Origin of the sequence: Streptomyces sp. NBC_00273, from assembly GCF_036178145.1 — a bacterium.
Taxonomy (GTDB): domain Bacteria; phylum Actinomycetota; class Actinomycetes; order Streptomycetales; family Streptomycetaceae; genus Streptomyces.
This window is the reverse complement of sequence record NZ_CP108067.1, coordinates 8,745,777-8,763,727: the sequence shown is the minus strand read 5'-3', so window position 1 is coordinate 8,763,727 and position 17,951 is coordinate 8,745,777. Positions and strand designations below refer to the sequence as shown.

Below are 17,951 nucleotides of genomic sequence, written 5' to 3'. Positions count from 1 at the left end.
ACACTTATACGACCTTGACAGCGTCTGCGCAGCGTAGGCCAATCACTTAATGGCGAGCAAGTATTCATGAGCGCCTCACACGCCCGAAGCTTCACGTTTGCGAATGAGCGGCGACTTCCCGCACCCGCGGCGCAGGTCAACTCCCGGTAGGCCCAGGGTGCGGGACGTGGAAGCATTGCTCCGGTCGCCGCAGGACGGGCATTCGGGTGAGGTGGATCACCCCACCCGACACCACGGGCCGAAGGCGAGTCCGGGGTCCGTCGGATCCTGCCGGGCGACCAGCAGCCCACCGTCCATGTCAATCATCGCGATCGTGACCGAGCCGCGGGCATCGGGCGAGATGGCCGGCAGCCCCGCGCACCGGTCCCCCACAGGGGCCCACCACGTGCCGTACTGCTCGCCCTCGGTCGGGTAGGCGGCGATCTCCGGGTAACCCTCGGCCCCCCGCTGCAGCAGGACGGTGCAGTCGTACCCGCCGATGCGCGTACGGGCGACACCCACCGGACCGACGCCGCCCGCGCCCCCCAGCGGCATGAGCGCGGGCAACGGACCGGCGGGAGCCTGGGGGCGGTAGGCGATGACGCCGCCGTCCGCCGGGTGACGCCAGAAGTACGTGCCGGTGCCGGGACCCGTCTCATGGGAGCTGTAGGTCCCCTCCACGGCATCGGCCTTCATGCGCCCGAGCCATCTGAAGTCGCTTCCCGGCGCGTCCTGGCCCCAGTACGAGGCCCCGCCCCGGAAGGTGACCAGGAATTCGGCCCGGCCCTGGGCGGTCACCAGGGGGACGACGGACCCGCGCACCCATTTGCCCTGATAGTCGGCCCATTTGCCCCATACGCCATCGGCCCTCCGGGTCCGGCCGCGCACTCCCACACCGAACCGGGTGGTGAGGACGTGGAGCGCGCCGGTGCCGTCGGGAAGCACGATCGGGTCTCCGGGCGGGGGCAGGGGCGCCCCCGGATCCGCCCCCGACTCCGCCCCCGGCTCGGGCTGTTCCTGCCCCTGGGGCTGCTCCGAACCGCGTCCCTGCTCCCGCTTGCGTTCCGGGAACGGGTTGCCCACCGCGCGCCAATCGCCGAGCGGGCGACCGGTCTGGTACTGGGTGGCGATGATCAGCTCGCGGCCGCCCGGCGCCCCTTCCCGCAAGCGGGTGCCGGCGAACCAGACGAACCCGTTGGAGTCCTGGGCCAGTGTGAACCGGCCCGCCCATCCCTCGACGGGGAACAGCTCGGGGCCCTGCCAGACGTCGGAGCCGGGCGCGGACTCGGTCCAGCGCACCAGGCCTTCGGCGCAGCTCGCATAGGCGGTGAGCCGCCCGTCCCGTCCCAGTCGGAGCCAGCCCCGGGCCGCGCTCCCGCCGTCGGCTGCCGCGGCTATCTCGGAGCCGGGCACAGCGGGCGCGGCGGGGGTGGCACCTCGGTCCGCTTCCATACGTCCGCGTCGTGCCATGTCCTGCCCACACCTGCCCAAACTCGTACCTTTTGCCCCGCCTTCCCGGCGGACCGTTCGACAATTTACGGCAGAGGGGCAACCGGCGGGTGCCGGGGGCGGATGTCCACGACAGCCTCCGCTTCCGTGCAACCTAGCCTGATCCGCCCGCCTTCACCAGCAGGTGCCGGTCGCCCTTCGCCGCAGGTCGTAGCGTCGTCCGAGAGGCCGAAAAGCCGGGTACAGGTACTACGTGGGGAGTACGCCTGAAACGCTACGCCGGGGTGACGCGGGTGACGGCGGACGCCGTCTAGCGTGGCCGTATGGAAGAGCTGCGCGAGCGCCCGGGTCCCCCGTGGCGGCGGTGGGTGGAGCGGACCGGGCGGAGCCCGGCCTGGCGCTCGGCGCTGCTCGTGGCCGTCTTCACGCAGATCGGCGCTGGGTGGGCCGCGCACGCCCAGAGCGGGCACCTGGCACTGGACGGCTTCGCCCGGCTCCTGCTGCTGATCGGGCCCGCTCTGCTCGTGGTGCGGCACCGGTACCCGGTGGCCGTGGCGTACGGGGTCAGCGTCGTCACCCTGGTCTACGTGGGTGCCGGCTACCCGTACGGGCCGGTGTTCCTCAGTCTCGCCCTGGCCTGCTTCGCAGCCGTCGTCGCCGGCCACCGCCGGGCCGCCTGGGGCGCCGTCGGCCTGTTCTGGGCCGGACACCTGCTCATCGGGCACTGGCTCTACCGCTGGCTCCCGCCCGCCGGGGACGGCCCGGCGCCCTGGACGCAGGAAGCCGGCGTCACCGCATGGGTGCTCGCGGTGCTCGCCGTCGCAGAACTGGTGCGCGTACGCCGGGAGCAGTGGGTCCGGGAAGGGGTCGAGCGGGCGGCGGCCGAGAGGCGCCGGGTGGACGAGGAGCGGCTGCGGATCGCGCGGGAACTGCACGACGTCCTCGCCCACAGCATCTCGGTGATCAATGTCCAGGCGGGGGTCGGGCTGGCCCTGCTCGACTCCGATCCGGAGCAGGCCCGTACGGCGCTCGCCACCATCAAGGCGGCGAGCAAAGAGGCGCTGGGCGAGGTCCGGCAGGTCCTCGACACCCTGCGCTCCCCCGGCGAGGCGCCGCGCTCCCCCGCGCCCGGTCTGGACCGCCTCCCCGAGCTCGTGGGGCAGGCCGCGGCGGCCGGGCTGACCGTGGAGGTCTCGGTCGAGGGGAAGCCCAGGGCGCTGCCTCCCGGCGTGGACCTCGCCGCCTTCCGCATCCTGCAGGAGGCTCTGACCAACGTGATGCGCCACTCCGGGTCGCGCGCCGCCCGTATCCGCCTCACCTGGCGGCCGAACGTCCTGGAACTACGGGTGGACGACGACGGCCCGGCCGCGGGCGGCACCCCGGGCGGCGGCAACGGCCTCGTCGGGATGCGCGAGCGGGCCTCGGCCCTGGGCGGCACCGTCGAGGCCGGCCCGCGACCGGACGGCGGCTTCCGAGTGATCGCCGTGCTCCCGCCGAAGGCCGACGCGTTCAAGGAGGACCCGTGATCCGCGTACTGCTCGCCGACGACCAACTGCTCGTCCGGGCCGGGTTCCGGGCCCTGCTCGACGCCCAGCCCGACATCGAGGTGGCGGGCGAGGCCGCCGACGGCGAGGAGGCCGTTCGGCTGGTCCGGGAGCTGCACCCCGACGTCGTGCTGATGGATATCAGGATGCCGGTGCTCGACGGACTCGCCGCGACCCGCCGGATCGGCGAGGACGGATCCCTGGCCGCCGTGCGGGTGGTCATGCTCACCACCTTCGAACTCGACGAGTACGTCTTCGAGGCGATCCGGTCGGGCGCCTCCGGCTTCCTCGTCAAGGACACCGAGCCCGAGGAACTGCTGCGGGCGGTCCGGGCGGTGGTCGCGGGCGACGCCCTCCTGTCCCCCGGCGTCACCCGCCGCCTGATCGCGGAATTCGCGGCCCGCTCGAAGCAACCCGCCACGGCAGCCGGGCTGGGCCGACTCACCGACCGGGAACGGGAGGTGATGGCCCTGGTGGGCATGGGCCTGTCCAACGAGGAGATCGCCCGCCGCTTGGTCGTCAGCCCCCTCACCGCGAAGACGCACGTCAGCCGCACCATGGTGAAGTTGGGCGCCCGCGATCGCGCCCAGCTGGTCGTCCTGGCCTACGAATCCGGCCTGGTCCGCCCCGGCTGGCTCGGCTGAGGGGGGCATGGCGTGGTCCAGTAGGGTCGGGGCCGTGGAGACGACACATCGGCCCGCCGTGCGGGTGATCTGCCTGGACGGCGCCCAGCGCCTGCTCCTGCTGCACTGGCGCGATCCGTTCGACGGCGTGATGCTCTGGGAGCCGCCTGGTGGCGGCATCGAGCCGGGCGAGACACCGCTGATCGCGGCCCGGCGAGAGCTGGCGGAGGAGACGGGCCTGGACCCCGCTGCGGTCCTTGACCGGTCCGTGCCGGTCGAACGGGACGTCCGGTGGAACGGGAAGCGGTACGTCGGGTCGGAGCACTTCTTCGTGGCCCGGTTCGCCGAGGATCGGCCGACGTTGAGCACGACCGGCCTCCTCCCGGATGAGCAGGTCAACTTCCACGCACACGCGTGGATCGACTGGTCCGACCTGAACACGCTGCTGGATCGGGTCGAGCCGCCGACGTTGCTGTCCGTACTCGCCGCCCTGCTGCCGGACGGTCCTTGGCGCGACCTGGATGCGTCGCGGCCCCCCTTCGACGACAGGACCTAGCTCTTCTGCAGGGTGCGGGTGGCACCGGCGAGGAGCTTGGCGCCTCATCGACGTCGGCCGCATCGAAGACGCCGTACGAGTCCTCCAGCAGCCGAGGACCGAACCGACCACACCCGCCCGGGCGGCGCCTACTCCACCGAACCACCGTTCTGGCAGCCCGGACCGGTACGTGCCACGTCTCCACCGTACGTCGCGGGCCGGTTCAGTCGTTGCCCGGTCACGGGATGCCCCGGCGCCGCCGGCCCGAGGGTGGGCGGCCGGCGCCGGGGCGTTCGCCGTGCCGGTGTGCGGTTACCGGGGGCCGGGGCGGTGGCCGTGGTTGGGCCGGTCGTGGCCCGGCTTCCCGTGGCCCGGCTTGCCGTGACCCGGCTTGCCGTGGCCTGGGCGGCCGTGGTGCGGGGGCTTGGGCTGCTGCTTCCTGTCGACGGTGGTGGTCGAGGTGGCGGTGCTGGTGCCGGCGGCGCCGCCGCCGGTGACGGTGGCGGTGTTGGTGACCTGCTTCGGCGCGTGGGGGGCGATCCGGACGGTGAGGGTGAGGGGCGGGTAACTGGCGCCGGGGGCGAGGATGTCGCTGCGGGTGCAGGACAGCGGGGTGAGGGTGCAGGTCCATCCGGTGCCGGAGAAGCTGACCGGGGTCAGGCCGGTGGGGAGGGTGTCCGTGAGGGTGACGGTGCTGCCGTCGGTGGGCAGGTTGCCGGTGTTGGTGGCGGTGAGGGTGTAGGTGCCCTGCCCACCCTGGGTGAACGTCCCGCCGGCGGTGAGCTTGATCAGCGTCAGCGCCGGAGCCGGCCTGGGCACGACCCCGATCGCCACCCCGAACGGGAGGTAGTCGACGGGGACGGTGGCCACGACGATATTGGTGTCGGTTCTAATCACGGACACCGTGCCGTCGTTGGCGTTGGTGACGTAGGCGCGGGTGCCGTCCGGCGACAGCGCCACCTCTCGGGGCGCAGCGCCGACGGAGACGGTGGCGACGACCGTGTTCGTCGCCGTGTTGATCACGGACACCGTGTTGGCGTTGGCGTTGACGACGTAGGCGCGGGTGCCGTCCCGCGACACCGCCACCCCCTGGGGCGCATCGCCGACGGAGACGGTGGCGACGACCGTGTTCGTCGCCGTGTTGATCACGGACACCGTGTCGGCGCCGTAGTTGGTGACGTAGGCGCGGGTGCTGTCCGGCGACACCGCCACCCCGAACGGGAAGTCGCCGACGGGGACGGTCGCCACGACGGTGTTGGTGGCGGTTTTGATCACGGACACCGTGTCGGCGTCGGAGTTGGTGACGTAGGCGCGGGTGCCGTTCGGCGACACCGCCACCCCGAGGGGAGCATCGCCGACGGGGATGGTGGCGACCACCGAGTTGGTGCTCGTGTTGATCACGGACACCGTGTCGGCGCCGTAGTTGGTGACGTAGGCGCGGGTGCCGTTCGGCGACACCGCCACCCCGAGGGGCTCGAGGCCGACGGGGACGGTGGCGACGACGGCGTCGGTCGCGGTGTTGATCACGGACACCGTGCCATCGGCGCGGTTGGTGACGTAGGCGCGGGTGCCGTCCGGCGACACCGCCACTCCCCACGGCGCATCGCCGACGGGAACCGTGACCACCACCGTGTTCGTCGCCGTGTCGATCACCGACACCGTGTCAGAGTTGAAGTTGGCGACGTAGGCGTAGGTGCCGGGCGGCACGGCCTGGGCGGGCTGCGGGGCCACCACGGGCAGGGCCAGGCCGGCCACTAGAACGAGACCTGCCACCAGCGCCCGCAGCAACCCACCCCACCACGAACGACGCACTCGAAGACCAGGCGGCGCCGACGACGGGAGGGCCTCTTGCGCGCCCGCCCCCCTCACGCTTTGACAGATAGTCACAGCAATCCTCCCGACCGGGCTGATAGAACGGGACGGATTATGACAGTTCGCCACATTCGGTAAGGCGGGGACACGCGACCGCCCTGATCATGGGCCGGAGCGGTCGCAACCGCGTCGTACAGCCCCCGCTCGGCCGCCGTACGGGCCTCGGACACCTGTCGGTCCGGCGCCGGGGCTGGAACGGGGCGCCTTCGTTGGCGGAGGGCGCGTCAGGGACGGTGCGGCCCGGTGAGGGCGCCGGTACGTAGAGCAGGCCCTCCGGCCTCGGGATCAGGCTCCAGTGGCCGCATCACACCTGCCCCGGTGGCAGGTGGTGGTGTCCGAGCGACAGCAGTGGCACGTCGTTTCCGTTGAAGTACCACAGCGCACTCGTGTACCAGAGGACCACCACCGCGACCACCAGCGCGCCCCCCGCCAGCGGCAGGGCCCAGCCCGGCAGGTGCCGGCTCCGTACCAGCAGGACCTTGGCGGCGAAGGCCCCGTAGAAGAAGCAGCCCGCGATCGAGTGCACTGCCACGCGCGAGCCGTTCAGCTGCACGCCGTACGCCTGGATGCAGTGCACCGTGATCGGGACGGTGAGAACGAACAGGACCGCACCGACGATCCGGTGGGTGAGCGGCACCGGGCCCGGCACCCGGCGCACCCCGGGCAGCCGGCCGTACATCCACAGCGCCAGCAGCAGCTGGAGAGCGGCCAGCCCCAGGACGCCGGTGGCGAGCTGTGCCTTGAGGCGCACGGCATCGGTGTCCGCCTGGCCGAACAGCGTCGCGGTGTAGTCCGGCGTGTTCGCCCGGCCGAACAGGAAGACGGCGACGAAGACCGCGGCGGCAGCCGCGAACGCCAGTACCAGAGCGAGCCTGCCTTCCGGGCGGCGCAGAGCGGGCCGGGCGTGCGACATCGTGCTCCTCGTGTCGGAACGCTGAGGTTTGCGGTTCGCCCTCCCTTGTACTCGCCCGGTGCGGCAGATCGCGGCCGACGCGGCCGTAGCGAACGCAGCTCCGCAGTGTCGGAAGCGTTCTGCTCCCACTGCGCGCGGGTGAGGTCCCGGCCGACCCGCTCGCACAGCACCCGCGCCACGGATCGCCGAGACGGCACCGGGCGGGTACGACCCGCAGCTGGATCCGGCCGTCGCCGACGACCGCGGCCAGGGTCTTGCCGTCGCGGGAGAACCGCAGCCCCGCCACCCGCCCGCCGAAGTCGTCGCCGCGGGGAGCCGCCGTACTCGACAGACCTCCCAAGCGGCGGTGTCCGTCGCCGTCCCAGAGCGTGAGAGTCCGTACGTCAGGTCCAGCGAACGGACCTGACGGTCCCGGGCCGCGTACCGCAGCAGCCGGCTGTCCGCGTCGAACTCGCTTACGGCGGTGCGCGAGGACGCGCCCCACAGCGAGGAGGTGCTGCCGGTTCCGGTGTGGATCAGGCGTTACAGCTGCACGGGCCTGCCCGGCGGACCGTGGGCGTAGGTCGCGCCGTCCTGGGACAGGGCGACGGCGCCGTTCCCCGGTGTGCGCTGCACCGGCCGGCCGGAACGGCCGTCGACGAGGACCCCCTTGTCGGGAGCGGTGGTGGTGACCGCGACCCAGGCGGCCTCCCGGGCGATCGCAACGACCTTGGGTGGCGCCACGACGGCCCCCCTGGGGTCCACGGCGGGCGGCATGCCGGGGGGTGGGCTCGGGCAGGTCGGCCCGGCCCGTGCGCTTGCCGCTGACCACGTCCCGGACCTCCGCGCCTGGCCCGGGGATCCGTACAGGGCGGCCCGCGCGTCGTCGACGGGGGCGATCCGCCAGGCCGCGACGCTGAGCAGGGCGGCCATTTCGGGGGTACGGGCGGACGCCTGACGGGCCCGTTCGTCGCTGACGCCCTTCTGCTGCCAGGAGACCAGGCCCGCCACGAGCGCGAGGGACGGCAGGGCCGACGCGCCCGCGCGCAGCCGCCGGGTACGCCTCCGGCGCGCTGCGGCCGCTTGGCGGCACGCCTCGAGGAACGCACCCTCCAACCGACTCGCACGGTGCCAGACCGGCGCCCCGGCCGCGCAGGCGCGTGCCGCCGCCGGGGCGTTGCCGGCCGGGAGGTCCTCGGCCCGCCGGCCCTGCCCGTCCCAGTGCCCGGCGGCCGCGGTGAGCCAGCGCAGCAGGAGCAGGACTTCGCGGTCGTGGTCCACCCAGCCGCGCAACCGCGGCCAGGCGCGCAGCAGGCCGAGGGAGGCGAGGCGTGCGGCGTCGTCCTCGAGGACGAGGAGCCGGGCCCCGGCGAGGGAGCCGAACGCGTGGCGCAGCGCGCCGCGTTCCTCGTACGGGCGGCCGTCGAGCCATTCCGCTGTGGCGGCGGTACGGAGGGCGTCCTGGGAGCCGTCGGCGGCGGCGCCGGGGACGATCAGGCGGAGCGCGATCTCCCGTACGGCCTGCTGGACCGGCTTCGACGAGCGCTGGTACGTCGTCTCCGCGGCGGCGCCCAGAGCCGGCTCGGCCGTGTCGGCGGTGGCGTCGCGCAGGCGCCCGGCGTTCTCCCGACCGGCGGCGAGCAGGGCCGGATCGGCCGCATCGGCGGGTCCGCCCGGCATCCTCAGCAGGAGCCCGGTGGCGGTGGGACGGTCCGCCGGGGCCTTGGCCAGTGCCTCGCCCACCAGCTCGCGCAGCGCGGGCGGCAAGGGGGTGAGGTCCGGATGGTGTTCGGTGACCCGTACGACGACCGCGCCGATGTTCTCGCCGCGGAAGGGATCGCGTCCGGTGGCCGCGAACAGCATCACCGCTCCCCAGGCGAAGACGTCGGCGGCGCCGTCGGCGCGGCGCCCGGTGAGCACCTCGGGGGCCATGTAGCCCGGTGTGCCCATCAGGCGTCCGGTGTCGGTGAGCGACATGTCCGTGGTGCGGGCGATGCCGAAGTCGATGACGCGGGGGCCGTCGGGGCCGAGGAGGACGTTGTCCGGTTTGAGGTCGCGGTGGACGACACCCGCGCGGTGGACGGCGGCCAGGGCGGTGGCGGCCCCGGTGGCCAGCCGCACCAGCGCTTCGCCGGTGAGCGGGCCCGAGTCGCGGACGGCCTTGCGCAGATCCCGGCCGGGGACGAACTCGCTGACGATGTAGGGTCGTTCGCCATCGGTTCCGCTCTCCAGGACCCGTGCAGTACAGAAGGACTCCACGCGCTGCGCGGCGAGCACTTCCTTGGCGAACCGGCCCGCGGTGTCGGGGCGGGCGACGAGTTCCGGGCGCAGTACCTTGACGGCGACGCGCTGCCCGGCCTCGTCGTAGGCCTCGTACACCGTCCCTCGGCCACCCGCGCCGAGCCGGGCGGCGAGCCAGTACCCCGCGATCCGTTCCGGATCCTCGCTGGTCAGCAACTCGGCCATGATTCCCCCTGGTTCGGCGTCCCGCGGGTGCGCGCGGAAGGTACCAAGCGGTGCGGCGACCGGGTAGGGGGCCTTCGTCAGCGCACTTGGATGCCGGCGCCGTACGGCTTGCCACCACTGTGGCAGATCGCCGTGCTCGTGGTGCCGACGCGCCGCCACGTCGGGTCGTACACCGTGTAGTCCCTTGCCAGGAACCTGTCGCACCGCGTGTAGACGCGGAACTCTCCGGTTCCGTTGGTGCAGGTTCCCGCAGCGGTCGTACTGGACTTGTACCAAGTGCTGCAGTCGTACGGATCGGCGGCGGCAGGCGTGGCACCCGCGACCGCCAGACAGGTGCCCAGAACCATGGAGCTGATCAGTGACAGAACGCGTTTCATCCGGCTCGTCCCTTCCCGATGACCGGTGCCTTCAGGCACGGCCAGCCTCAACCTCTCGGATCCGCCGAGGACTTCATTTGCATCGGCCGAGAAGGATGCGTACCCACCGGAGGGGGCGCGGAAGCCATGACGGCGGGGCACCGGTACGGGTGGTCAGCGGCCGATGACCTTGTCCGCTCGGTCCGACTGGGGCCCCAACTGCTTGAGTTCGGCCAGGAGTTCGCTCTGACCCGTCAGGAGCTCGGTCAGGATGCGGCGCGCCGCGCGCAGGAGGTCGGCCACGTCGCCGCCGGCCAGGGCGTAACTGACGGTCGCTCCGTCGCGGATGGAAACGACGATGCCGGACCGGCGCAGGACCGCCAACTGCTGGGAGAGGTTCGATGCCTCGACGTCGATCGCGGCGAGGAGGTCGCGCACGGGTACGGGGCCGTTCTGCAGGAGTTCCAGGACGCGGATGCGGACGGGGTGTCCGAGCATGCGGAAGAACTCGGCCTTCGCCTGGTAGAGGGGTACCTGCATTCCCATGACTGCTCCTGCTGTTGCTTCAGACCTTGCTTGGGGGCGCGGGGCTTCCAGTCGACCGACCACCCATACATTCGTACGGACGGGCCCACGCACGCCCGGGGATTACCTGTTTCAGATGTGCCGGATTGAAGAATTCTTCAACTCGTGGGCATGCGTGGGCGCAAAAATGCCGGACTCAGAGCTCCAGGGCAGCCTCGACTCGCTTGAGCTGGTGACGGGCCATGGCCAGGTTGGACTGGGACTTGTCCAGTACGACGTACAGGAACAGGCCGCTGTGCCCCCGACCCTTGAGCAGCCGGATCAGGTGGTACTGGCCGCCGAGGGTGATCAGGACGTCCTCGATCTCGTCCTTGAGGCCCAGCATCTCCATCGTGCGGACCTTGGCCCGGATCACGTCCGTGTTGCCCGCGGCGGCGACCGTGAGGTCGAGATCCTTGCCACCGCCGAGGGTCCCCAGCGCCATACCGCTGGTGTAGTCCACCAACGCGGCTCCCATCGCGCCCTCGATCGACGTCATCGTCTCCTTCAAAGAGACCTCAACGTTCGCCATCGGTATTCGCTCCCTTGCCTTCTACGGACTCCGCCCGGTGCTCAGTTCCTGGCGACACCGGACTGCTTGTGATCCAGACGTTACCGAGCGTGCGCGGCTGCGTACGGGGAACGGGGAATTGCGCGAAATGTGCGTATTACCCCCTACTGTCCCGCGCGTCCCGGCCCGCACGGCTGCACCCCGGGTACTCCCGTGGAAGTACCCGGGGTGCAGCCGGCCGTACGACGACCGGAGGGAGCTTTCAGAGGAGTCTCGGGATGAGACGAAACGTCCGTGCTTCCGAGGAGACGAATCGAGATGGACACCTTCACCACCCTCGCCTACGACGGGCCCGGCCCGTGGATCCTGTTCCTTCCGCTGATCTGGGCGGCGGTCATCGCCGGTGTAGTCACCGTGCTGCGCCGTACCGTCCGGCGCGGGCACCGCGGGGCACCGGCCTACGGTGAGCGGTCGCCGATCGCGATCCTGGGGCGGCGCTTCGCCGCCGGGGAGATCGACGAGGAGGAGTACTGGCGGCGGCTGTCCGTCCTGGACGAGCAGTTCGGCCGGTCCCTCAAGGACGGGGCTGCGTGACCCCGCCGAAGGCGGCCGCGAGACGGGCCAGGGTCGTGCGCATCCCGGCGCGGTTGACCGCGATGCGCCGGTCCGGGCTGGTGCCGGCGAACACCGTGCCGAGCAGCTCGGTCAGCCGGGAGCCCCGACCGGTGCGCAGGTCCTGCCAGGTCTCCGTGACGCGCGTGCGCTCGCCCTCCGGCTCGAACCGGTATCCCCACCGTGCGATCGGCAGACCGAAGATGCCGACGTCGAAGGTGAACTCACCGGACCCGTCCGGCGTCTGCGCCGGTGCGCGCAGGGCCTTGATCCGGCCCACCGTGAACCAGAGGAACGGGCCTCTCCGGTTGAGCCCTACGAAGCGGGTGCCGGAGCGGGCCGGCGGCCGGAGCACCCAGACGCGGCGGCATTCGGGGCTCCAACGGCCCATGTTCCGCAGGTCGGACACCATCCGGTGGACGTCCGCGGGGGCGGCGTCCACCACGACGTGCTCTTCCAGGCTCCACCGGCGCTCGCTCACGATGCCCCTCCCTGTGATCGTCCCCGCTCCACGCCTGGAGTGTAGGCAACGAGGAGGGCCTCGGCGACGGCGGTGCGGGCATAGAGCACGGAGCGGCCGGCCCGGTGGGCGCTGACCAGGCCCGCTGCGCGCAGCGCGGTCAGGTACTGGGACACTCCGGCGGCCGAGAGCCCGGTACGGCGGGCCAGTTCGGTGGTGGAGGCCGGGGTTTCCAGTTCGGTCAGCAGCCGGGTGCGGGAGCGGCCGAGCACGGCGGCCAGGGCCTCGGTCCGGCCGGCGGGCCGGGGTTCCCACAGTGAGCCGGTGCCGCGCGCCGGATAGGCGAGTTGCGGCGGTTCCGGGGGCGTCACACGGGTGAAGGGGACCGGTCCGGTGAAGACCGAGGGGATCAGCAGCAGCCCGGCGCCCGCCGTCCCGCGGGACAGGGGCCGATGCCGGCGGGAGAGCCGGAGCGCGTCGTCGCCCCAGCTCACCGAGGGGTGGAGGTCGTTGAAGAGGCGGCCCGCTCCGTGCTCGGCGGCCTGCCGGGCCCGGTGGAAGACATCGGCGTCGAGTACCGCGCGGATCCGTGCCCAGTAGGGTGCCAGGGCCAGCTCCCAGTAGGTCCCGATCTCTTCCGCGACCCGGACCAGGCGGGCCCGCGGGTCGGCGTACAGGGTCCGCGTGCGCGGGCCGAGGCCTCCTCGTTCCTGTCGCAGGCGGTCGAGGTCCTTGCGGACCCGGGAGGTGGGCGTGGCCCGGATCCTGACGAGTTCCTCCGCCAGGGAGGGCGCCGGCCCGGTGGGCGCCGGATTGAGGAAGTCGGGTACGTACCCCGCGGGCGGGATCAGTTCGGCCAACCAGCCCCGGTCGAGGCCGGCGGCCGCCAACCGTGGCCGCACCTGCTGGGTCCAGGGCCGGTGCACGGGGGACGCGGTCCCGGAAGCCAGCAGCCGGTAGCTGGGCCCGACCTCCCACATCGGTGAGACGGCGAACCGCATCTGCGCGAGGTCGCTCACGGAGAACGCCAGCTCGGCCCGCACCGCCACTCCAAGGATTCAGTCATGCCTTAATCAATGGCCTGGCAGCCTACCGGGTGGCGATCATCCGGGCATGACATCACAGACGACGACCGCGGACGCGGCGGGCACCTGGAACCTCGGCGACCTGAAGATCAATCGGATCGGCTTCGGCGCGATGCGCCTGCCCCAGACCGGCGAGGCGTTCGCGGACGACGCCGTACCCCGGGACCGCGGCCGGGCGATCGGCGTACTGCGCCGGGCGGTCGAGCTCGGGGTTAACCACATCGACACCGCCGCGTTCTACTTCTCGCCGCTGCGCTCCGCCAACGAGCTGATCAACGCCGCGCTGTCCCCCTACCCGGAGGACCTCGTGATCACCACCAAGGTCGGCCCGGGCCGGGACCCCTCCGGGGTGTGGAGCCACGCCACCCCGGAGCGGCTGCGCGGCCAGGTCGAGGAGAACCTGCGCCAGCTCGGGCGCGACCACCTCGACGTGGTGAACCTGCGCATCGTCGGGACCGGTTCCATCGCCGAGCGCTTCGGCGCGCTGGCCGAGCTCCGCGAGGCGGGCCTCGTCCGCCACCTCGGCATCTCCAACGTCACGCCCGAGCACCTCGCCGAGGCCCGGGCCATCGCGCCGGTGGTCTGCGTACAGAACATGTACGGGATCGGGGTGCGGCCCGAGCACGACGGGTTCGTGCGCACCTGCGGTGAGCAGGGCATCGCGTTCGTCCCCTTCTACTCCATCGCCGGGACCGGACGGCAGGCCGGCGCGAGCGGTGCCGAGCACGAGGCGGTGCGGGCCGTCGCCCGGGCGCACGGCGCGAGCCCGGCGCAGGTACGGCTGGCGTGGACGCTCGGGCGGGGGCGGCACGTTCTGGCCATTCCCGGCACCGGTGACCCGGCTCACCTCGACGCGAACGTGGCCGCGGGGGCCCTGCGCCTGTCCGAGGAGGATCTGGCCGTCCTGGAGGCCGTGCACCACGGCTGACCGGACCGGCCGACGGAGACCGCTCAGAGGTCGTCGGTCGGCGGGTCGGCCTCGTACACGTGGGGGGTGTCCCACTCCCAGTCCAGTAGTTCGGTGCCGCCGAGGACCACTTCGTCGGGGTCCGGCATGCCGGCGCGGCGCAGGAACTCGATGACGTCCTCGTCGGAGCGGGCCAGGCCCAGGGCCTCCTCTCCGTTCGAGGTCCGCAGGGTCACCTGCCGGCCCCCCGACGGGAAGATCCGGTGCACGACGACGGGTGCATGATGCATACCCCCAGCCTCGCCCCGTCGGCCCGGCCCGGCACCTCAGGGGGTACGGCCGACACCGGCGGCGCGGTCGGCGCGCTTGGGGATGCGGAACGTGGAGGGGTCGGGATAGGTGGCCTTCTCGGCCTGCACGACTTCCTCGATCGCGGTCTTGAAGGCGGGCTCGAAGAAGTCGACGGCCAGCAGGAGCCGCAGTCCTTCCAGGGTCGGATCCAGCAGCGGGCGGCCCATGCGGGCACCGCCGCCCGAGATGCCGGGGAAGCCGGCCCGGGCGGTCTCCGGTCTCTCTCCCGCGCGCTCGTCGAGACCGGCGGCCGCGTAGCCGGCGATCAGCGCGAGTTCGGCGAGGTACTTGCGGGCCCCGAGGGCCATCTCCTCGGCGCCCTGCAGGGTCTGGACGGAGCCGCCCGCCACTTTGAAGTCGTCACTGATCCGCTTGAGGCCGCGCGCCTCGTACACGGCGCGCGCCTCCTCGAAGAGCCGCCCCGCCTCGTCGACCGCCTTCATCGCCGTCACCAGCTGGTCGATGTCGATCTCGCGCTTCACATTGCCTCCTGGTCCGGAACTGTGCTGCCCCGACCGTAGGAGGCAAAGCCACCGGTGCGGAACACCTGTGCGCAGTCCGTTATATGTGCACTCGGTGCCGCCCGGGACCCCTCTCCCGGTACCGGCGTCAACTCGCCATGCGGTCTTGCGACTTGAAGCCGGGATACCAACAATGCGCATGACAACCGGAGGATCTTCGGTCGCATTGTCAGCAGAGGGGAACCCCCACATGAACAAGCCTCTCACCGGCGCCTTACTCTCCCTGCTCCTCCTGGGAGCGGCGGTCACCCCCGCCGTGGCCGCGCCCACCACCACACCCGCACCCGCCTCGCCCACCGCCAACGCCCCCACCGCCCCCGAGGCCACCGCCGTCGCGGTCGACTTCGCGGGCACCGTGGCCCTCAGCAACTGTTCCGGTTCCGTCGTCCGCGCGCCCGGCTCCCAGCCGAACGACCTCGCGCTGGTCCTGTCCAACGGGCACTGCCTGGAGTCGGGCTTCCCCGCGGCCGGCGAGGTCGTCAAGGACCGCCCGTCCAGCCGCTCGTTCTCGCTGCTCAACTCGGCGGGATCGAAGGTCGGAACGCTCCGCGCGAGCAAGATCGCGTACGCGACGATGACCGACACCGACATCTCGATCTACCAGCTCACCCGCACCTACGCCCAGATCCAGAGCCAGTACGGCATCACCGCGCTCACCCTCGACGGCGCACGCCCGACCCAGGGCTCGGCCATCAAGGTGGTCTCCGGCTACTGGAAGCGGATCTACAGCTGCAAGGTGGACGGCTTCGCCTACCGCCTCAAGGAGGGCGACTGGACCTGGAAGGACTCGGTCCGTTACACCTCCGCCTGCAACACCATCGGCGGCACTTCCGGGTCACCGGTGGTCGACACGGCGACCGGCAAGGTCGTCGCCGTCAACAACACGGGCAATGAGGACGGCGCCCGCTGCACGGAGAACAACCCGTGCGAGGTCGACCAGAACGGCAACGTGACGGTCCGCCAGGGCATCAACTACGCACAGCAGACGTACATCGTCGTCCCCTGCATAGCACCCGGCAACAAGATCGATCTGAACCGCCCCGGCTGCGTGCTGCCCAAGCCTTAATCCCGCGCGCGTCCCCGCCCGACCGGAAAAGCCCCACGGCCGGGCCCCGGGCGGGGATACTCGGAGGCGTGGAACTGCACATCGATCACCGCTGGCTGCTGGAGCGGCAGGAGGCGCTGTTCAAGGACGTGGCGGTGGCCGACCATTCCGCCCTGGTCGCCGCCGTGGCCCGGCACCGGGTGAACACGCCCAGCCTGGACGTGGACGACCCCGACGCCTACTGGCGCGCGGCCGCGCTGCTCGACGCGATCGTGCTGCTCCGACCGCTCCCCGACTCCAACGAATACTTCGCCTACGGGGTCGCCGTCGCGTACATCGAGGCCTGCGGCGAGGCGGTGGACGCCAGCTACGAGCAGTGGCGCGACCTCATCACCGACATCCGCATGTTGCGTGCCACCGTCTTCGACGTGGCCGCCCGGCTCCGCTCCTGGCAGCCGGCGCAACCGGTGTGACCGACGCGGAGGCCGCAGCGAACGTGGCGGGCCCAAGGACGTTGCGGACGTCGCGGTCAGCGCCGGCGCTGGGCGGGGGTGCCGACGAGGAGCGCGTCGGACACGAGGCGTGCGCCGCGGGCGAGCCGGCCCAGCTGCTCCAGCTCGACGGCGTACATCCTGATCGAGTTCTCGATGACCGACTCGGCGATGCCCATGGTGGGCAGCTCGGCGCGGCTGGTCTGCAGGGCCGTCCGCACCGCGCGCATCTCGTGCTGCAGCTGGAGCTGGACGTGCCGGGCCAGGAGGGCGTGGTGGCGAGTGAGGGTCAGGTAGCCGCCGTAGCGGGCCGGGAGAAGATCCCGCAGCCAGCGCGCGGCGCTGCGCTCCCAGTCGTGCGTCCCGGGTGCCTTGACCTGCATGGGCCAGTCAGGGCTGAGGGTGTACGTGGCCGTCTGAGGCATTCTCGTCACTTCCGAGTGGAGTCGAACTCTGATCGAGACGTTCTTGGGGGGCGGCCTCGGCCCAGGGGTTGACCGAGGCCGCCATGGGCGCTCTGCGGGGATCCAAAGCCTGGATCCGACACGCGGTCGCGACCTGAGGAGGTTCGTCGTACCGCGAGTACGTTCGGGAGGACATGGGGGTCCTCCTTGGCATCTGGTGGATCCGGAGCGCCTTCGTCAGTAAACATATATACCGTCGAGTAAGCAAGAGTATGAAAAATTTCATGCACGTCGAGGGCTGAATATCGCCTGGTGAAGCAGGCCGGCACGGGCTACAGGAAGAAGCCGTGCTGGTCGGCCACGTGCTCGTAGCCCTCCAGTCGGGCCTGGGTCCGCTCCGGGTCCGCGTCGGCCATCGCCTGCAACAGGGCCGCGGACAGCATTCCGGGCGCCGCGTACGAGTCGAAAACCAGCCGGGACCCGGTGCCCGCGGTCAGGGACACGTCCGCCTCGTCCACCAGCGGCCCCAGGGTGGGGTCCGTGATCAGGACCACGCGCAGCCCCGTACTGCGGGCGGCGCGGATGGCGGCCAGGGTCTCCTTGGCGTGCCGCGGCATGGCGAAGGCCAGCACCCAGGTCCCGCCGGCCGCCCTGGACTGCAGCAGCGCGTCGAAGGCGACGCTGCCGCCGCGGGTCACCAGGCGCACGTCGGGGTGGATGCGCCGGGCCGCGTAGGCGAAGTACTCCGCGAGCGAGACCGAGATGCGCAGGCCGAGGACGGTCAGCGGCACGGAGGCGGCCAGCTCGCGGCCGATGTCCAGCACCTGGTCGGTGTCGGCGAGCAGCCTGCGCACGTTCTCCAGGTTCTCGATCTCGGCGTCGACGGCTTCCTGCAGCTCGTTGCGGCGGATCTGCGCGCGGGTGTCCGGGGCACCGGCGACGGCGCTGAGCGCGATCGGCTGCAGCACGTCCCGCAGGGCGGGGTAGCCGCTGAAGCCGAGGGAGGCGGCGAACCGGGTCACGGAGGGCTGGCTCACGCCCACCCGCTCGGCCAGTTCGGTGATCGAGAGGAACGCGGCCTCGGTGAGGTGGTCGATCAAGTACTGGGCGATGCGGCGCTGGCCCGGTGACAGGCGGCGTCCGTCGAAGAGCGCGAGGAGCCGGTCGGCCGGAGGACGGACCTCTTCGGACGACTGACCCCCTGGTGTGATCGCAGCCGCTTGTGCGCGTGCCTGCTGCCCCGATGACACTCGAGGGCCTCCCTAACTGATGTCACTCGCGCTC

20 protein-coding genes are annotated in these 17,951 nt (G+C 71.9%); 7 read left to right on the top strand and 13 right to left on the bottom strand.

Features of this window, described 5'->3' with window-relative positions:
* Positions 1-216: 216 nt before the first annotated feature.
* The gene (locus tag OG386_RS39240; protein ID WP_328792088.1) at positions 217-1,449 is read right to left on the bottom strand and encodes a hypothetical protein; all 1,233 of its coding nucleotides are present in this window, start codon (positions 1,447-1,449) and stop codon (positions 217-219) included.
* Between the two features lie 302 nt (positions 1,450-1,751).
* Between OG386_RS39240 and OG386_RS39235 the strand changes: the two genes are divergently transcribed.
* The 3 genes from OG386_RS39235 to OG386_RS39225 are packed head-to-tail and all read left to right on the top strand — an operon-like array spanning position 1,752 to position 4,151.
* A complete protein-coding gene (locus tag OG386_RS39235; protein ID WP_328792087.1) occupies positions 1,752-2,954 on the top strand; it encodes a sensor histidine kinase in 1,203 nt (400 codons plus the stop codon).
* On the top strand, positions 2,951-3,616 hold the full coding sequence (locus OG386_RS39230; RefSeq protein ID WP_328792086.1) for a response regulator transcription factor: 666 nt from the start codon (positions 2,951-2,953) through the stop codon (positions 3,614-3,616). Before OG386_RS39235 ends, OG386_RS39230 begins: the two co-directional genes overlap by 4 nt.
* A gap of 34 nt (positions 3,617-3,650) precedes the next feature.
* Complete coding sequence (locus OG386_RS39225; RefSeq protein WP_328792085.1) at positions 3,651-4,151, top strand: NUDIX hydrolase; 501 nt, start codon at positions 3,651-3,653, stop codon at positions 4,149-4,151.
* A 291-nt stretch (positions 4,152-4,442) separates the two neighbouring features.
* Here the strand turns inward: OG386_RS39225 and OG386_RS39220 are convergent, their stop codons facing one another.
* The 6 genes from OG386_RS39220 to OG386_RS39195 all read right to left on the bottom strand — a co-directional run bounded on the left by OG386_RS39220 (position 4,443) and on the right by OG386_RS39195 (position 10,812).
* Positions 4,443-5,942, bottom strand: coding sequence for a beta-propeller fold lactonase family protein (locus OG386_RS39220; RefSeq protein ID WP_328792084.1), 1,500 nt, complete (start codon positions 5,940-5,942; stop codon positions 4,443-4,445).
* A gap of 364 nt (positions 5,943-6,306) precedes the next feature.
* Positions 6,307-6,915: a DUF6529 family protein gene (locus tag OG386_RS39215; RefSeq protein WP_328792083.1), complete on the bottom strand. Its 609-nt coding sequence runs from the start codon at positions 6,913-6,915 to the stop codon at positions 6,307-6,309.
* Positions 6,916-7,437: 522 nt separating this feature from the next.
* Positions 7,438-9,360: a serine/threonine-protein kinase gene (locus OG386_RS39210; RefSeq protein WP_328792082.1), complete on the bottom strand. Its 1,923-nt coding sequence runs from the start codon at positions 9,358-9,360 to the stop codon at positions 7,438-7,440.
* 77 nt (positions 9,361-9,437) lie between these two features.
* Positions 9,438-9,737: a hypothetical protein gene (locus tag OG386_RS39205; RefSeq protein ID WP_328792081.1), complete on the bottom strand. Its 300-nt coding sequence runs from the start codon at positions 9,735-9,737 to the stop codon at positions 9,438-9,440.
* Positions 9,738-9,890: 153 nt separating this feature from the next.
* Positions 9,891-10,256, bottom strand: coding sequence for an ArsR/SmtB family transcription factor (locus tag OG386_RS39200; protein ID WP_189742766.1), 366 nt, complete (start codon positions 10,254-10,256; stop codon positions 9,891-9,893).
* 181 nt (positions 10,257-10,437) lie between these two features.
* Positions 10,438-10,812, bottom strand: a complete 375-nt coding sequence (locus OG386_RS39195; protein ID WP_189742363.1) for a hypothetical protein — start codon at positions 10,810-10,812, stop codon at positions 10,438-10,440.
* A 297-nt stretch (positions 10,813-11,109) separates the two neighbouring features.
* Here OG386_RS39195 and OG386_RS39190 point away from each other — a divergent pair, with 297 nt between their 5' ends.
* On the top strand, positions 11,110-11,385 hold the full coding sequence (locus tag OG386_RS39190) for an SHOCT domain-containing protein (protein ID WP_328792080.1): 276 nt from the start codon (positions 11,110-11,112) through the stop codon (positions 11,383-11,385).
* On the opposite strand, the gene OG386_RS39185 is transcribed toward OG386_RS39190, so the two are convergent.
* Both OG386_RS39185 and OG386_RS39180 read right to left on the bottom strand, forming a co-directional pair.
* Positions 11,366-11,884, bottom strand: coding sequence for an SRPBCC family protein (locus OG386_RS39185; RefSeq protein WP_328792079.1), 519 nt, complete (start codon positions 11,882-11,884; stop codon positions 11,366-11,368). The genes OG386_RS39190 and OG386_RS39185 overlap by 20 nt on opposite strands.
* Positions 11,881-12,906 carry an ArsR/SmtB family transcription factor gene (locus OG386_RS39180; RefSeq protein WP_328792078.1) on the bottom strand — a complete coding sequence of 342 codons (1,026 nt, stop codon included), beginning with the start codon at positions 12,904-12,906 and terminating at the stop codon, positions 11,881-11,883. Before OG386_RS39180 ends, OG386_RS39185 begins: the two co-directional genes overlap by 4 nt.
* 70 nt (positions 12,907-12,976) lie before the next feature.
* Between OG386_RS39180 and OG386_RS39175 the strand changes: the two genes are divergently transcribed.
* Positions 12,977-13,876 (top strand): aldo/keto reductase, encoded by a 900-nt coding sequence (locus tag OG386_RS39175; protein WP_328792077.1) that lies wholly within the window; start codon positions 12,977-12,979, stop codon positions 13,874-13,876.
* Positions 13,877-13,899: 23 nt separating this feature from the next.
* Here the strand turns inward: OG386_RS39175 and OG386_RS39170 are convergent, their stop codons facing one another.
* The gene (locus OG386_RS39170; RefSeq protein WP_266600571.1) at positions 13,900-14,145 is read right to left on the bottom strand and encodes a hypothetical protein; all 246 of its coding nucleotides are present in this window, start codon (positions 14,143-14,145) and stop codon (positions 13,900-13,902) included.
* 36 nt (positions 14,146-14,181) lie between these two features.
* On the bottom strand, positions 14,182-14,688 hold the full coding sequence (locus OG386_RS39165; RefSeq protein ID WP_328792076.1) for a hypothetical protein: 507 nt from the start codon (positions 14,686-14,688) through the stop codon (positions 14,182-14,184).
* A 229-nt stretch (positions 14,689-14,917) separates the two neighbouring features.
* Here OG386_RS39165 and OG386_RS39160 point away from each other — a divergent pair, with 229 nt between their 5' ends.
* The gene (locus tag OG386_RS39160) at positions 14,918-15,793 is read left to right on the top strand and encodes a S1 family peptidase (protein ID WP_328792075.1); all 876 of its coding nucleotides are present in this window, start codon (positions 14,918-14,920) and stop codon (positions 15,791-15,793) included.
* Between the two features lie 68 nt (positions 15,794-15,861).
* On the top strand, positions 15,862-16,245 hold the full coding sequence (locus OG386_RS39155; RefSeq protein WP_328792074.1) for a toxin Doc: 384 nt from the start codon (positions 15,862-15,864) through the stop codon (positions 16,243-16,245).
* Between the two features lie 56 nt (positions 16,246-16,301).
* Here OG386_RS39155 and OG386_RS39150 read toward each other — a convergent pair whose 3' ends face one another.
* Positions 16,302-16,688, bottom strand: coding sequence for a hypothetical protein (locus OG386_RS39150; RefSeq protein ID WP_327387303.1), 387 nt, complete (start codon positions 16,686-16,688; stop codon positions 16,302-16,304).
* Positions 16,689-16,999: 311 nt separating this feature from the next.
* Positions 17,000-17,917 (bottom strand): MurR/RpiR family transcriptional regulator, encoded by a 918-nt coding sequence (locus OG386_RS39145; RefSeq protein ID WP_327387302.1) that lies wholly within the window; start codon positions 17,915-17,917, stop codon positions 17,000-17,002.
* Positions 17,918-17,951: the final 34 nt, after the last annotated feature.